The organism is Streptomyces sp. NPDC005728 (genome assembly GCF_040630895.1).
In the GTDB taxonomy this organism is placed as follows: Bacteria; Actinomycetota; Actinomycetes; order Streptomycetales; family Streptomycetaceae; genus Streptomyces.
This window is the reverse complement of the sequence record NZ_JBEXYL010000004.1, coordinates 161,055-175,001: the sequence shown is the minus strand read 5'-3', so window position 1 is coordinate 175,001 and position 13,947 is coordinate 161,055. Positions and strand designations below refer to the sequence as shown.

The following is a 13,947-nucleotide window of genomic DNA, read 5'->3' as shown; positions in this document are numbered from 1 at the left end:
CATCGGCGACGTTCACGGCGCCCGGCACCTGCTGGCTAATCTTCATGTATGACCACCGAGTTGGCTCTGCTGTCCCGAGTCGCCTATCGAGGGCGGGAGATCACCGCGCCCCGGCTGCGCGGGCTGTTGGCGTTGCTCGCCGGGGATCTGCGGGCCGGCTGCAGTGCCGGTCGGCTGGTGGAGGGGCTGTGGCCGGACGAGCTGCCTGAGCGGCCGGGCAAGGCGGTGCAGGTGCTGGTGTCGCGGCTCAGGGGGCAACTGGGTGCCGAGCTGGTCGTGAGCACGCCGACGGGGTACCGGCTGGCGCTGGAGGAGGCGCAGGTCGACAGTTCCGCGCTGCTGCTGCACGAGGCGGCGGGTGCCGAGCGGGCGCGGGCCGGGGATCACGAAGGTGTCCTGGCGCAGGCCGAGGCGGGCCTGGCGCTGTGGGACGGGAGCGTGGGCGCCGGGGCGGACGAGGACCTGCAGGATCCGGTGGTGGCGCTGCGCGCCGAGCGGGTCCGGGCTCATCGTGCGCTGGCCCGCTCCCGGGCGCTCGCGCTCGCCCGGGTGGGGCGGCGCGAGGAGGCGGCGGGCCCGCTGGCGGGGCTGGCCCGGGAGCTGCCGCGGGACGAGGAGGTGCTGGCCGAGCTGCTGCGGTGTGAGGCCGCGACCGCCGGGCGGGCTGCGGCGCTGACCCGGTACGAGGCCTATCGCCGCCGGCTGCGGGACGAGCTGGGGACCGACCCGGGGCCCGGACTCAGGTCCGTGTACCAGGAGTTGGTGCGGGCGGACGTGCCACGCGTCCGGCACGGTGTGCCGCACGATCCGAACCCGCTGCTGGGGCGGGACGCCGACGTTGCTGCCGTGGGCGGGTTGCTCCGCGAGGTGCGCGTGGTCACGGTCGTCGGTCCCGGCGGGCTGGGCAAGACCCGTCTCTCCCACGCGGTGAGCCGCGCGGCCGAGCAGCCCGTGGTGCATTTCGTCACCCTGGCCGGTGTCCTCGCCGACGACGACGTGGCCGGTGAGGTGGCCTCGGCCGTCGGCGCCGGGGAGGGCGGGCGGTTCGCCGGGGGCGGGGATGTGGTGAGCGGCATTGTCGCCGCGCTGGGCGCCGGGCCCGCGCTGCTGGTGCTGGACAACTGCGAGCAGGTGATCCCCGGCGCGGCGGATCTCGTACAGGCACTGGTGTCGCGGTCGAAGGAGCTGCGGGTCCTGGCCACCAGCCGGGCTCCGCTGGGGCTGACCTCGGAGTCGGTGTACGCCCTGCCGGAGCTGTCGCTGGCGACGTCGGTCGAGCTGTTCGCGCAGCGGGCGCGGGCCGCCAGGCCCGGAGTGGAACTGCCTGCCGACAAGGTCGCCGAGATCTGCCGCCACCTGGACGGGCTGCCACTGGCCGTCGAACTCGCCGCGGCCCGGGTCCGGGTGCTCTCCGTGGCCGACATCTCGCGCCGGCTCCGGGACCGCTTCGCGCTGCTGCGCGGCGGCGCCCGTGACGCGCCCGAGCGGCATCGCACGCTGCAGGCCGTGGTCGAGTGGAGCTGGAATCTGCTGGAGCCCGACGGGCGGGCGGCGCTGCGCGCGCTGTCGGTGTTCCCCGGGGGGTTCACCGAGGACGCGGCTCAGTGTGTGCTCGGCGAGAGCGGGGACGCGCTGACGCAGCTGGAGCAGCTGGCAGGTCAGTCCCTGGTCAAGGTGGGCGACAGTCCTACCGGGGTGCGCTTCCACATGCTGGAGACGCTGCGGGAGTTCAGTGCCGCCCGGCGCGCCGAGGCCGGTGAGGAGGAGGCGGTGACCGGCCGGTTCCTCCTCTGGGCCCGGGACTTCGGGCGTGCCTACCATGACATGCTGTTCGGCGGCGACCCGCTGCGCCCGTGGACCCGCGTCCTGGCCGAGCAGGACAACCTCGTCCTGGCCCTGCGGTATGCGCTGGTCCGCGGCGACGGGCCCACCATCGCGGCTCTCACCGCCGCGCTGGGCTCGTTGTGGGCCACCGGCTCCAACTACGCCCGGCTCGCCGCCCTCGCCGACGAGACCGGTGGGCCGCTGTCCCATTTCCGGCCCGGTCCCGAGAACCCCGAGTACGCCGAGGACATCGACACGGCCCGCAGTGCGGCGACGGTGTGCACGGCCAGCCTTTTCATGGGCCGTGGCCCGCACGCCGTACGCCATCTCGTCACGCTGCGCCGGCTGCCGCCCGCCCCGCCGGACACGCTGGCGCGGGCGCTGGCCATCGTGCTGTGCGCCGTCCCGGAGATGCACCCGCCGCAGTACACGGGGCTGCAGGAACTCTGCGACGCCGACGCGCCCCTGCTCGCGGGCATGGCGGCGGGCGTCGCCAGTTACGTGTGGGAAGCCGAGCACGAGACGGAGCGCGCGCTGGCGTGCGCCCGCCGGATGCTCGACGCGCTGGGGCCGCTCGGAAATCCGGCCATGCGGCTGCTCAGTCATGGGCGGGTCAGCGAGTTGTGCCTGAAGTCCGAGCAGGGCGCGGAGGCGTACGACCATCTGCGGGCCGCACTGAGCGCGCTCGACGAGGCCGGCGACTGGTCGGACTCGATCGGCGTCCGCTGGGGCCTGGTGCTCGCCTGTCTGCAGCGCGGGGAGGTCGAAGAGGCGGAGTACTGGCTGAGGCTCGCGGCCCTGGACCAGCAGCCGGAGTCCCCGCGGATCTACAGTCCCGATCTGGCGGCCCGGGCGGAGATCGCACTGGCCCGGGGGCTGACCGAGGTCGGACTCGGGCTGTGGCGTCGGGCCGTCGAGCGGATACGGGAGGACAGCGCGCTGCTCGCGGGCGATCCGTTCGTGGATCCGTGGGCACTGGAGGTGCAGTCGGCCGCGCTGGCGGCGCATGCGCAGCACGGCCGGCTCGAACCGGTGGCCTCGCTGGCCGGACAGTTGCGGGAGCGACTGCTCGGGATGCTGTCCGGCTCGTCCGACGCGTCGGGGGACGGTTCTTCGGGGGACGGCTCTCCGCCGGAACTCCCGGTGTACGGCACGGTGTTGACGGCGCTCGGCTTCGTCGGGCTGGCCGGGGGCGACCCGGCGGCCGTACGGCTGGTGGCGCTGGCGGAGCGGATGCCGGCGGTACGGGAGTTCCCCACCTTGTCCTCGGCCCGGTCCCGGGAGGCTGCCGAGAACGCCGACAGGGCGGCCTACGCCGACGCGAGGTCGTCGTACGCCGCCCTGAAACGGGACGAGCTGCGGGCCGCCGCACTGCGCGAACTCAGCGCCGCGGCTCGCGGTTGAACTTCGCCTTGGACCACAGGTAGCCCAGCAGCGTCAGACCCAGGCCCCAGGCGACGGCCAGCACCGCGTTCTTGGTGCCGATCTCGCTGCCCAGCAGCAACCCGCGCAGGGTCTCGATGGCGGGCGAGAAGGGCTGGTACTCGGCGAACCAGCGGAACCAGCCCGGCATGGCGTCCACCGGCACGAACGCACTGGACAGGAACGGCAGCATCACCAGCGGCGTCCCGATGTTGCTGGCCCCCTCGGCGTTGGGGCTGATCAGACCGATGCCGACCGCGAGCCAGGTCAGCGCGAGGCTGACCAGAGCCATCAGGCCGGCCGCCGCGATCCACTCCACCGGCGACGCGTCGGGCCGGAAGCCGATGGCCAGTCCGATGCCCAGAACCAGCACCAGAGCCATCATCGTCTGGATCACGCTGCCGATCACGTGGCCGATCAGCACGGAGGCGCGGGAGATCGCCATGGTGCGGAACCGGGCCATGATGCCCTCGGTCATGTCGGTGGCCACGGACACCGCGGTGCCGAGCGAGGTCATGGCCACGGTCAGGAACAGGATGCCGGGGACGAGGTAGGCGACGTAGTCGGCGCGGTCCGCGTGGCCGCCGGTGATGCCGGCGCTCATCACGTTGCCGAAGACGTAGACGAACAACAGCAGCAGGATGACCGGGGTGAGCAGGAGGTTCAGGGTGAGGGAGGGGTAGCGGCGCGCGTGCAGGAGGTTGCGCCGGAGCATGGTGAGGTTGTCGCGGAACGCGTGCGAGGCGGTGCTCATCGGACGGTCTCCTTGGCGGTGTCGGTGGCGGTCTGGTCGTCGGCGGAGGCGGGGCTGCCGGTCAGGGCGAAGAACACGTCGTCCAGGTCCGGGGTGTGCACGGACAGCTCGTCGGCCTCGATGCCGGCGGCGTCCAGCCAGTCGAGGATGGCGCGCAGCTCGCGCTGGCTTCCGTCGCTGGGGATCTGCAGGGTGAGCGCCTCGTCGTCGCGGGTCGTCTCGCGCAGTGCGGTCGCCGCCTGTGCGTGCGCCGCGGGGTCGGAGAAGCGCAGCCGTACGTGGCCGCCGGGGACGAGCCGCTTGAGCTCCTCGGCGCTGCCCTCGGCGACGAGCCTGCCGCCGTTGAGCACTGCGATGCGGTCGGCGAGCTGGTCGGCCTCCTCCAGGTACTGGGTGGTCAGGAAGACGGTCGTACCGCCGGAGACCAACTCGCGGATGATCTGCCACATGGTGTGGCGGGAGCGCGGGTCGAGGCCGGTGGTCGGCTCGTCGAGGAAGATGATCCGCGGGCTGCCGACCAGGGTCATGGCGATGTCGAGGCGGCGCTTCATGCCGCCGGAGTAGGTGGAGACGGCCTTCTTGGCGGCTTCGACCAGGTCGAAGCGCTCCAGCAGGTCGGCGGTGACCTGCCGTCCCTCGCGCTTGGACAGGTGGTGCAGGTCGGCCATCAGGAGCATGTTCTCCTCGCCGGTGATCAGGCCGTCCACGGCGGAGAACTGACCGGTGACACCGATGGCGGCCCGAACGGCCTGGGCCTCGGCGGTGAGGTCGTGTCCGGCGATCCGCGCCTGTCCGCCGTCGGCGGAGGTCAGCGTCGACAGGATGTTGACCACCGTGGTCTTTCCCGCGCCGTTCGGCCCGAGGAGGGAGAAGATCGTGCCGGCGGGCACCTGGATGTCTATTCCGTCGAGGACGGTCTTGTCCCCGTAGGACTTCCGCAGCCCGGTGGCCGCGATCGCGGGTTCGTGGTTCGTCGAGTTCATGCGGAGGAGCTTGCGGGCGCGGCGGTTCAGAACGGTTTCAACGCGATTTCAGCCCTCCGGAGAGAGCCTCAGAGCGTTGAAACCCGCAGGTCACCTGCGCGCAAAGGCCCCGGACCAGGCACGGTCCGGGGCCTTTGACATCCACCTCTGACATGAACACAAGCGGCCACTGATGGCCGGTCAGGCGCCGGGCGTCATGGCCCGGCCGTTGAATCCCCGTGCGGGGAACTCGGCGACACCGCTACCAACCGCCGTGATCGCAGCCCATTTCGGAACCGACATGGGTGAACTGCGCGCCTGGGTTGCCCTCGCCGTTGAGCAGATTGCCGGCGACGCCACCGAGGACGTTCACCTCACCGAGAAGGTCGAGGTCCAGGTCGTGGGACTTGCACCCGCCGCCCTTCATACTCACTGCGCTGTGGGCGGTGGCGGTAGCGGTGCCGGTGCCTATGGAGCCGACGCTGGCGATGATCGCGGCCGCGACAGCGGCCTTGTGAAGCTTCCGCATTTCTCCTCCTTGAGTCGAGAAGAGCGCACCATCAAAAGATCCACTCAGCGCTCATCTCGGAGGCTAATCCGACATATCCCTACAGCGCTCATCGAGGGCGCCATCCGGTGGACCATGAGGCGCCATTGGGGTGGGCGGAGCGCGGATCGCTCAACTCCCTTAATTCTCATGCGTTGACCTGCGACACCCCCATACGATCCCCTCGCCGCCCGTACACCAGTGCGCATCAGAGCGCCGTATGCGGGCATCCAACGGGAGGGACCACTTGACCATGTCCTTCGGTGCGCGCTCGCGCACCGTCCTCGCTTCTCTGGGAACCCTCGGCCTGGCACTGGCCGCCGCGGCCTCGCCCGCAAGCGCGGCCGGCGGGACGCCCACCACGCCCACACAGCTGTTCAACGGCTACCGGAACTGCTCGACCGACGCCGACCGTCCCACGTACCTCTGGGCCGGCACCGGCCTCGTGGTCGAGGGCATCCCCGGGACCACCGACGCAACCGACAACTCCCCGGTCACCGTGGAGTATCAGGTCTGGCCGGTCGCCGACCCGGCACAGACCACGACGGTCACCCGCGAACACGCCGCCCCCGGGTTCGAGTCGCCCGGCACCCTGCCCGCCGACGCGCTCGCCGACGGGCAGACCTACGCGTGGCGGGCACAGACGGTGGCCGGGGGCGCGGCCTCGGACTGGTCGGCCCCCTGTTACGTCACGATCGACAACACGCGTCCGGCGAACGCGCCCACCCTCTCCTCGCCGAACTACCCGCCGGACGAGTGGAACAAGGGCGGCGAGCCGGTCGAGTTCGCGCTGGGCGCGGGCGGCGTCGCCGATGTCACCGGGTACGAGTTCTCCTGGCAGCAGGACCTTCCGGTCATCGGCACCAGCATCGGCGACCACGGCATCCCGCAGCCCGTCGACCCGTACGCGGACACGAGATACTTCAAGCGCGCCGACGCCCCCGACGGTTCGGCGACGCTCCGCCTGATCCCGCCGAACGGCGCCGGTCCGATGACCCTCTGGGTGCGAAGCCTGGACCGGGCCTACAACGGGTCGGCCGTCACCCGCTACACCTTCCGCGTCAGCTCCACGGCACCCACCGTCACCCCGGCCGTCCCGTCGCCCGAGTTCGGCAGGCCGACCACGTTCACGCTCCGGCCCAACACCGCGCTCCAGTCGACGAGTCCGGTCGTCAGCTACTCCGTGCGGACCATCGGCGGTCAGAGCGACAAGACCGTCGACGTCGCGGCGGCGGCGGACGGCACGGCGGAGGCGAAGCTCGCGCTGGACGGTCTCTACGGCGAGTCCCTCCAGGTGACCAGCAAGAGCGCGAACGGCTGGGTCAGCGACGCGGCATCGTGGAGCATCAGCTACGACACCACTCCGACCGTCGCCTCGGACGTCTACCCCGAGAACGGTTCGGGCGGCGGCGCGGGCGTCCCGGGCACCTTCACGTTCACGCCGAAGGTGAAGGGCGTCGTGAGCTACACGTACTCCTTCAACGGGGACCCGGAGGTCACGGTCGCCGCGGGCGCCCACCACACCGCGAGCATCGACTGGACCCCGGCCTCGGACGGCTTCTACGACCTCACGGTCCACGCGACGACCCGCTCCGGCGTCCAACTGGCGCCCTACGACTACTTCTTCACCGTGAACTGAACCGCGCGTCGCGTCCACCGATCGGTGGACGCGAAGTTCAACCGGGTACCTCTGTCCGCCAACCGCCCTGACCGACAAGGCTTTTGGGCATGACTTCCTTCACTGTGCGGACGGCGCGCTGGAGCGCCCGGCACCCCTGGCGGGCCATCGTCGGCTGGCTGGTGTTCGTGGTGCTGTGTCTGGGGATCGGCAGTGCCGTCGGCACCCACAGCGCGATGACGGCCGACTACCGGGTCGGCGAGGCCGGCCGAGCGGAGGCGATGGCCGCCGAGGGGCACCTGGAACGCAGGTCCGCCGAGCAGGTGCTGATCTCCTCCCGGTCGGGCTCCCTCGACCGGAGCGCGGCGCAGGCCGCCGCGCAGGATCTGACCGCCCGGACGGAGCGGCTGCCCGAGGTCGCGGACGTGGCCCGACCGCTGCTGTCCGAGGACCACCGGATCCTCAGGGTCGAGGTGGCCCTGAAGGGCGAGGAACGGGACGCGAAGGACAAGGTCGACGCACTGCTCGAACAGACCGAGGCCGTGGGAAAGGCGTATCCGCGGCTGCTGCTGGAGGAGACCGGGAGCCCCTCCATCAGCAAGGGAGTCGACCAGCAGCGCAGCCACGACCTGGCACTCTCCGAGAGGATCACCCTCCCCGTCACCCTGGTCACCCTGTTCGTCGTCTTCGGGTCCGTGACCATGGCGGGGGTGCCGCTGCTGCTCGCGCTGTCGTCGATCGCAGCGGCCGTAGGGCTGTCGATGGTGGCCTCACACCTTTCCCCCGACGCCGGGGTCGGCACGAACGTCATCCTGATGATCGGCCTCGCGGTCGGCGTCGACTACACGCTCTTCTACCTCAAACGGGAGCGTGAGGAGCGCACCCGATCGGCCGGCCGGCTGAGCCCCGAGGCGCTGGTGGAGCTGGCCGCGGCCACCTCGGGCCGGGCGGTCGTGATCTCCGGACTCGCGGTCGTGGCCTCCACCGCGACGCTGTACCTCGCCTCCGACGTCATCTTCTCCTCGCTGGCCACCGGCACGATCGTGGTCGTCCTGGTCGCGGTGGCCAGCTCCCTGACGGCACTGCCGGCGCTGCTGGTCAAGCTCGGACACCGGGCCGAGCGCAAGGCGCGGCGTCGTGCCGAGCGCGGGAAGCCGCCGCGCCGGACGCGTGACGACAGCGGCGGCCGCGTGTGGACCGCCCTGCTGCGGCCGGCGAGCAGGCACCCCCTGGCCACCCTGTGCGTCTCTGTTCTCGCCCTGCTCGCGCTCGTCACCCCGCTCACCGGGCTGAAGATCACGGAGATGAGCCGGGACACGCACTCCCGCGACATCCCCGCCATGCGGGTCTACGACCGGCTCAACCGGGCGTTCCCGGACCAGCGGGTCACGCACCAGGTCGTCGTACGTGCCGACGCCGCGCGCTCCGGCGAGGTCGTCGGGGCGCTGCGCGAGCTGGCCCGACGCGCCGACGCCGACCCGCTGTTCGCCGGCGCCTCGCCCGTCCGGACGTCCGCCGACCACCGGATCAGCGTGCTCGAACTGAAGGTGCCGTACCTGGGCAACTCCGACCAGGCGTACGACTCCCTCGACCACCTGCGGAAGGACTACCTGCCCGCGACCGTCGGCCGGATCGGCGGGGCGGAGTTCGGAGTGAGCGGTGACGTCGCCCGGTACACCGACTATCCCGCTCATCAGAACGGCAAACTCCCCCTGGTCCTCGGGGCGTTGCTGCTCGTCACCTTCGCGATGACCGCGTACGCGTTCCGCTCCGTGGTGCTGGCTCTGATCGGTGTCGTACTGAACCTGCTGTCCGCGGCGGCCGCGCTCGGGCTGCTCGTCCTGGTGTTCCAGGGAACCTGGGCCGAGGGGCTGTTGGACTTCCACTCCACCGGCTCGATCGGGTCGCGCGTACCGCTGTTCCTCTTCGTGATCCTCTTCGGGCTCTCGATGGACTACCAGGTGTTCGTGGTCAGCCGGATCAGGGAGGCCGTGCTCGCGGGCGAGTCCACGAGGCAGGCCGTGCTCGGGGGAATCCGCAGGTCGGCGAGTGTCGTGACCAGCGCGGCGGTGGTGATGACGACCGTCTTCGCGAGTTTCGTCTTCCTGCACATCATCGAGATGAAGCAGATCGGCTTCGTCCTCGCGGTGGCCGTGCTGCTCGACGCCTTCATCGTCCGGATCCTGGTCCTGCCCTCGGCGATGCTGCTGCTCGGTGAGACGAGCTGGTGGCCCTCGCGGGCGGCGGGGCGGGCGGCGGACGTCCCGGCTCAAGTGGCCGACGGGCGAACGGTGGCCGACGTACGTTGATCGGTATGACCGCTCTCGCCGACCCCTTGTCCGACGCCTTCTGGGCCACGTCGCTGCGCCGGTGGAACACGGTGTGCTGGGCGCTGTTCGGTGCGATGGCCGTCGGGCTGGTGACGGCGGCTCCGCCCGGCGGGAGCAAGTACCGGGCGCTCGTGCTGCTCAGCTGCGTGGTGCTGTGCTACGCGGTTCTCGACCGCTTCCCGGGCAATCCCGTCGTACGCCCGCACGTCTACCTCTCGGTGCTCGTGCTCGGACTCGGCGGGCTGGCGTATCTGGGCAGCAGTTATGCGGCGCTGTTCATGGTGACGCTGCCGCACTACTGGATGTTCGGGCGCACGCCGAAGGCCTCGATGGGGTTCCTCGGACTGGCCACCGGTGCCACGCTGACCGGCAGCCTGGTCCGGCAGGGCTGGTCGGCGGAGTTCTTCGGCGAGACGCTGGTGTCCACCCTGATCGTGGTCGCGGTGGGCGTACTGATCGGCCTGTGGGCGCACTCGGTCGTCGCGCAGAGCAGCGAGCGGGCACGGCTGATCGAGGAACTGGAGCGGACGCAGGCGCAGTTGTCCGAGGCTCACCAGCGGCAGGGCGCGGCGGACGAACGCGAACGCATCGCACGGGACATCCACGACACGCTCGCGCAGGGCTTCGCGTCGATCATCGTGCTCGCGGAGGCGGCACGGGAGGGGATGTCCGACGATCCGGCGCGCAGTGCCCAGCAGCTGCGGTCGATCGAGTCCACTGCTCGGGAGAACCTCGCCGAGGCCCGGGAGCTGGTCGGCTCGGCGAGCCGGCCGGGCCCGGGCCGGGTGGCGTCCGGCTCGGTGTCGCAGACGCTGCGCCGTACGCTGCGCCGCTTCGCGGAGGACACCGGGCTCGCCGTGCAGGCCGACCTGGCAGACCTCGAGTGCGACCAGCAGACCCGGATCGCGCTGCTGCGCTGCACCCAGGAGTCCCTGGCCAACGTGCGCAAACACGCGCGCGCGTCCACGGTCGGCGTGGTGCTGGTCCGGCGTCCGTACGGGGTGGAGCTGGAGATCACCGACGACGGAACCGGGTTCGTGGTCGGGGAGTCGACGGGCTTCGGGCTCGACGGCATGCGCAAGCGACTGGCGGAGCTGGGCGGGAGGCTCACGGTGACGAGTTCGGTGGGCGACGGGACGCGGATCCTGGCGATGATCCCCATGGCGAGCGAGGTGGAGGCATGAGCGAGGGAGGGCTGCGCATCGTCGTGGTGGACGATCACACCGTGATGCGAGCGGGAGTGCTCGCCCTGCTCGCCGGCGAGGACACCATCGAGATCGTCGGCGAGGCGGGCGACGGGCGCTCGGCGCTCGAACTCGTCGAGCGGTACGACCCCGACGTGGCCCTGGTCGATCTGCGGATGCCCGTGCTCGACGGGGTGGCGACGACGACGGAGATCGTCGCCCGGTATCCGCGTACCCGGGTGCTGATCCTGACGACGTACGACACCGACTCGGACATCGAGCGCGGGGTGGAGGCCGGCGCCATCGGCTATCTGCTCAAGGACACCACCCGCGAGCAGCTCGTCGACGCCGTCCATGCGGCGGCACGCGGCGAGACGGTCCTGGCTCCCCGGGTCGCCGAGAAGCTGGTCGCGCGGATGCGGCGCCCCGTCCAGGACCCGCTGACCGACCGCGAGACCGACGTCCTGAGCGCTGTGGCGGACGGCCTCACCAACGCCGAGATCGGCAGACGCCTCCTGATCGCCGAGGCCACGGTGAAGACGCATCTGCTGCGCCTGTTCGCCAAGCTCGACGTGAACGACCGGACGAGGGCGGTGGTGGTGGCCATGGAGAGGGGACTCCTGCGGCGGCCCTAGCCATGTCCTGGCCGTGCCCTGGCCGTCGGATATCTACCACAGCGGACACAGAAATGTGTGCGCGGTGACTGAAGGTTTACTGCTCGCGCGGCCTGGAATTCAGGGAAACGCGGGGCAGTCCACCTGGCCTTGTGCTACCTTGATAAGAGTTGCAGTTTTGGTCAACCAGAGACTTCGCGAATTCGTTCGGGCATCTCCGGAGGGATGATCATCGCGGCGACTCCGGGCCCACAAGGTGTGAAGCCCGGGCACTGCCCCGAAGGAGATTCAATATGGCATCTGGCACCGTGAAGTGGTTCAACGCGGAAAAGGGTTTCGGCTTCATCGAGCAGGACGGTGGCGGCGCTGACGTGTTCGCCCACTACTCGAACATCGCCACGACCGGCTTCCGTGAGCTTCAGGAAGGCCAGAAGGTCACCTTCGACGTCACCCAGGGCCAGAAGGGCCCGCAGGCCGAGAACATCGTTCCCGCCTGACGTCGACGCGTCGCACCCGGCCGGGGCCCGCACTCCTGGGGTGCGGGCCCCGGCCCATGCGTTTCTCCGCGAACTGCCGACTTTCGCTTCGCTTTTTTTCTTCGGCCCATTCTTGCGAATCCCGGTATAGCTTTTTCACCGCCTATGGGAATTCCTCGATACGTGCCGCATCGAGGAAGGTTCCACTTGGACCGCACTTCTCGCACGACCGACGGCACGTCCCGGTCCCGGACGGGCGGACGCTCCGCCGGGTCCGGCGGGCGCTCCCGGTTCCGGTCGCCCGAGACGGGGCGCCGCAGCGCTCCCAGCCGCTCGGCCACGGGCGGGCGACGAGGGCCCAAGGGCCGCACCGCGCTCCGTGAGGAGTTCGCGCTGCCTGCCACCGTCTCCCCGGCGCTGCCGGCCGTCGAGGCGTTCGACGAGCTGGACCTGCCCGAGCGTCTGCTGACCGCGCTGCGCGCCGAGGGTGTGACCGTGCCGTTCCCCATCCAGGGAGCGACGCTGCCGAACTCGCTGGCCGGACGTGACGTTCTGGGCCGCGGCCGCACGGGCTCGGGCAAGACCCTCGCCTTCGGCCTCGCCCTGCTGGCCCGCACGGCAGGACAGCGGGCCGAGCCCCGGCAGCCGCTGGCGCTCGTCCTCGTACCCACCCGGGAACTGGCCCAGCAGGTCACCGATGCGCTCACCCCCTACGCCCGTGCGCTGCGCCTGCGCCTCGCCACGGTGGTGGGCGGCCTGTCGATCGGCCGCCAGGCCAGCGCGTTGCGCGGCGGGGCCGAGGTCGTCGTCGCGACACCCGGCCGGCTCCGGGACCTCGTCGACCGCGGCGACTGCGACCTGAGCCGGGTCGCCGTCACCGTGCTGGACGAGGCCGACCAGATGGCCGACATGGGCTTCATGCCGCAGGTGACCGTCCTGCTCGACCAAGTGCGTCCGGACGGCCAGCGCATGCTGTTCTCGGCCACCCTGGACCGCAACATCGACCTCCTGGTCCGCCGCTATCTGCACGACCCGGTCGTCCACTCGGTCGACCCGACCGCGGGTTCCGTCACCACGATGGAACATCACCTGCTGCACGTGAGCGACGACGACAAGCACGCCACCACGACGGAGATCGCCGCCCGCGACGGACGCGTGATCATGTTCCTGGACACCAAGCACGCGGTGGACAAGCTGGTCAAGAAGCTCCTGGCCGTCGGGGTGCGCGCCTCGGGTCTGCACGGCGGCAGGTCCCAGTCCCAGCGGAACCGGACCCTCGCCCAGTTCAAGGACGGCCAGGTCACGGTCCTGGTCGCCACCAACGTCGCCGCCCGCGGCATCCACGTCGACGCCCTCGACCTCGTCGTCAACGTCGATCCGCCCGGCGACCACAAGGACTACCTGCACCGCGGCGGCCGTACCGCGCGGGCCGGCGAGTCCGGCACCGTCGTCACCCTGGTCCTGCCCCACCAACGTGGCGCCATGACCCGCCTGATGAGCGACGCCGGGATCACCCCGCAGACCACCCGGGTCAAGCCGGGCGAGGCGGAACTGAACCGCATCACCGGCGCCCAGGCTCCCTCCGGGGTGCCTGTCACCCTGACCGTCCCGGTCACCGAACGCCCCGAGCGCAGCGGATCCTCCGCCGGCGGTCGCGGGCGCCGGCCCGGCCGGGGCCGCCGCTCCTCCGCCGGTTCCAGGACGAACGCCGCCGGCTCGAAGACGAACGCCTCCAACGCGAAGACGAACGCCGCGAACCCGAAGACGAACGCGAGAAAGAAGCCGAATCCGAACCCGTAGCCCCGGCTCGGGTTTCGAGAACGGCCTCCTGCGGGCCGTTCTCGCCCTCACTCCCCGACCGCCCCGCTGGGGCCGACCCCGTCAGGCGCTCCCTTCACCACACTGCGAGGCATCATGCGCTGCGTCATCGCCCGATTCCCCTTCGACCTGACCAAGAGCGAGGTGGAGCAGTCGATGGAGGGCGTCAAGCCCGAACCCGTCACCGGGGTGTCCGTGACCATCGGCCGCCGCACCTTCCCCGTCATGCAGGTCGGGGAAGTGATCACCAAGCAGGACCGCCGCGACTTCACCTCCGGCGAGGTGCGCAGAGCGCTCACCCGGCTCGGCTTCGTCTGCCACGACGCCCCCGCCGCCGTACAAGCGGAAGCGCGCCCGATGTGGGAGTGAGGCCCGGAGGCAGCGCCTCGCCGTGCCGC

11 protein-coding genes are annotated in these 13,947 nt (G+C 71.1%); 8 read left to right on the top strand and 3 right to left on the bottom strand.

All coding sequences use genetic code 11. The features are described from left to right. Nucleotides 1-48 precede the first annotated feature (48 nt). Nucleotides 49-3,228, top strand: coding sequence for a BTAD domain-containing putative transcriptional regulator (locus ABZ471_RS05260; RefSeq protein WP_359062599.1), 3,180 nt, complete (start codon nucleotides 49-51; stop codon nucleotides 3,226-3,228). Here ABZ471_RS05260 and ABZ471_RS05255 read toward each other — a convergent pair. The 3 genes from ABZ471_RS05255 to ABZ471_RS05245 form a co-directional block, all read right to left on the bottom strand. Next, a complete protein-coding gene (locus ABZ471_RS05255) occupies nucleotides 3,206-4,000 on the bottom strand; it encodes an ABC transporter permease (protein WP_359062597.1) in 795 nt (264 codons plus the stop codon). The two genes, ABZ471_RS05260 and ABZ471_RS05255, sit on opposite strands and share 23 nt — an antisense overlap. Next, complete coding sequence (locus ABZ471_RS05250) at nucleotides 3,997-4,983, bottom strand: ATP-binding cassette domain-containing protein (protein WP_359062595.1); 987 nt, start codon at nucleotides 4,981-4,983, stop codon at nucleotides 3,997-3,999. Before ABZ471_RS05250 ends, ABZ471_RS05255 begins: the two co-directional genes overlap by 4 nt. A gap of 241 nt (nucleotides 4,984-5,224) precedes the next feature. After that, complete coding sequence (locus tag ABZ471_RS05245; protein WP_359062593.1) at nucleotides 5,225-5,491, bottom strand: hypothetical protein; 267 nt, start codon at nucleotides 5,489-5,491, stop codon at nucleotides 5,225-5,227. A 271-nt stretch (nucleotides 5,492-5,762) separates the two neighbouring features. Between ABZ471_RS05245 and ABZ471_RS05240 the strand changes: the two genes are divergently transcribed. The 7 genes from ABZ471_RS05240 to ABZ471_RS05210 all read left to right on the top strand — a co-directional run bounded on the left by ABZ471_RS05240 (nucleotide 5,763) and on the right by ABZ471_RS05210 (nucleotide 13,918). Further along, on the top strand, nucleotides 5,763-7,148 hold the full coding sequence (locus ABZ471_RS05240) for a hypothetical protein (protein ID WP_359062591.1): 1,386 nt from the start codon (nucleotides 5,763-5,765) through the stop codon (nucleotides 7,146-7,148). 89 nt (nucleotides 7,149-7,237) lie between these two features. Then, complete coding sequence (locus tag ABZ471_RS05235) at nucleotides 7,238-9,436, top strand: MMPL family transporter (RefSeq protein ID WP_359062589.1); 2,199 nt, start codon at nucleotides 7,238-7,240, stop codon at nucleotides 9,434-9,436. A gap of 5 nt (nucleotides 9,437-9,441) precedes the next feature. Continuing rightward, on the top strand, nucleotides 9,442-10,641 hold the full coding sequence (locus ABZ471_RS05230) for a sensor histidine kinase (RefSeq protein ID WP_359062587.1): 1,200 nt from the start codon (nucleotides 9,442-9,444) through the stop codon (nucleotides 10,639-10,641). Beyond that, nucleotides 10,638-11,276: a response regulator transcription factor gene (locus tag ABZ471_RS05225; protein WP_359062584.1), complete on the top strand. Its 639-nt coding sequence runs from the start codon at nucleotides 10,638-10,640 to the stop codon at nucleotides 11,274-11,276. Before ABZ471_RS05230 ends, ABZ471_RS05225 begins: the two co-directional genes overlap by 4 nt. 272 nt (nucleotides 11,277-11,548) lie before the next feature. After that, entirely contained in the window at nucleotides 11,549-11,752 is a 204-nt protein-coding gene (locus ABZ471_RS05220) for a cold-shock protein (protein ID WP_030736617.1), read from the top strand. A gap of 186 nt (nucleotides 11,753-11,938) precedes the next feature. Further along, nucleotides 11,939-13,531, top strand: a complete 1,593-nt coding sequence (locus ABZ471_RS05215; protein WP_359062582.1) for a DEAD/DEAH box helicase — start codon at nucleotides 11,939-11,941, stop codon at nucleotides 13,529-13,531. A 114-nt stretch (nucleotides 13,532-13,645) separates the two neighbouring features. Continuing rightward, complete coding sequence (locus ABZ471_RS05210; RefSeq protein ID WP_359062580.1) at nucleotides 13,646-13,918, top strand: SCO5918 family protein; 273 nt, start codon at nucleotides 13,646-13,648, stop codon at nucleotides 13,916-13,918. The last annotated feature ends 29 nt before the right edge of the window (nucleotides 13,919-13,947 follow it).

Coding starts and splice junctions, on each gene's coding strand:
- ABZ471_RS05220 (WP_030736617.1), top strand. CDS start 11,549: ATGGCATCTGGCACCGTGAAGTGGTTCAACGCGGAAAAGGGTTTCGGC.
- ABZ471_RS05235 (WP_359062589.1), top strand. CDS start 7,238: ATGACTTCCTTCACTGTGCGGACGGCGCGCTGGAGCGCCCGGCACCCC.
- ABZ471_RS05255 (WP_359062597.1), bottom strand. CDS start 4,000: ATGAGCACCGCCTCGCACGCGTTCCGCGACAACCTCACCATGCTCCGG.
- ABZ471_RS05230 (WP_359062587.1), top strand. CDS start 9,442: ATGACCGCTCTCGCCGACCCCTTGTCCGACGCCTTCTGGGCCACGTCG.
- ABZ471_RS05210 (WP_359062580.1), top strand. CDS start 13,646: ATGCGCTGCGTCATCGCCCGATTCCCCTTCGACCTGACCAAGAGCGAG.
- ABZ471_RS05260 (WP_359062599.1), top strand. CDS start 49: ATGACCACCGAGTTGGCTCTGCTGTCCCGAGTCGCCTATCGAGGGCGG.
- ABZ471_RS05245 (WP_359062593.1), bottom strand. CDS start 5,491: ATGCGGAAGCTTCACAAGGCCGCTGTCGCGGCCGCGATCATCGCCAGC.
- ABZ471_RS05225 (WP_359062584.1), top strand. CDS start 10,638: ATGAGCGAGGGAGGGCTGCGCATCGTCGTGGTGGACGATCACACCGTG.
- ABZ471_RS05240 (WP_359062591.1), top strand. CDS start 5,763: ATGTCCTTCGGTGCGCGCTCGCGCACCGTCCTCGCTTCTCTGGGAACC.
- ABZ471_RS05250 (WP_359062595.1), bottom strand. CDS start 4,983: ATGAACTCGACGAACCACGAACCCGCGATCGCGGCCACCGGGCTGCGG.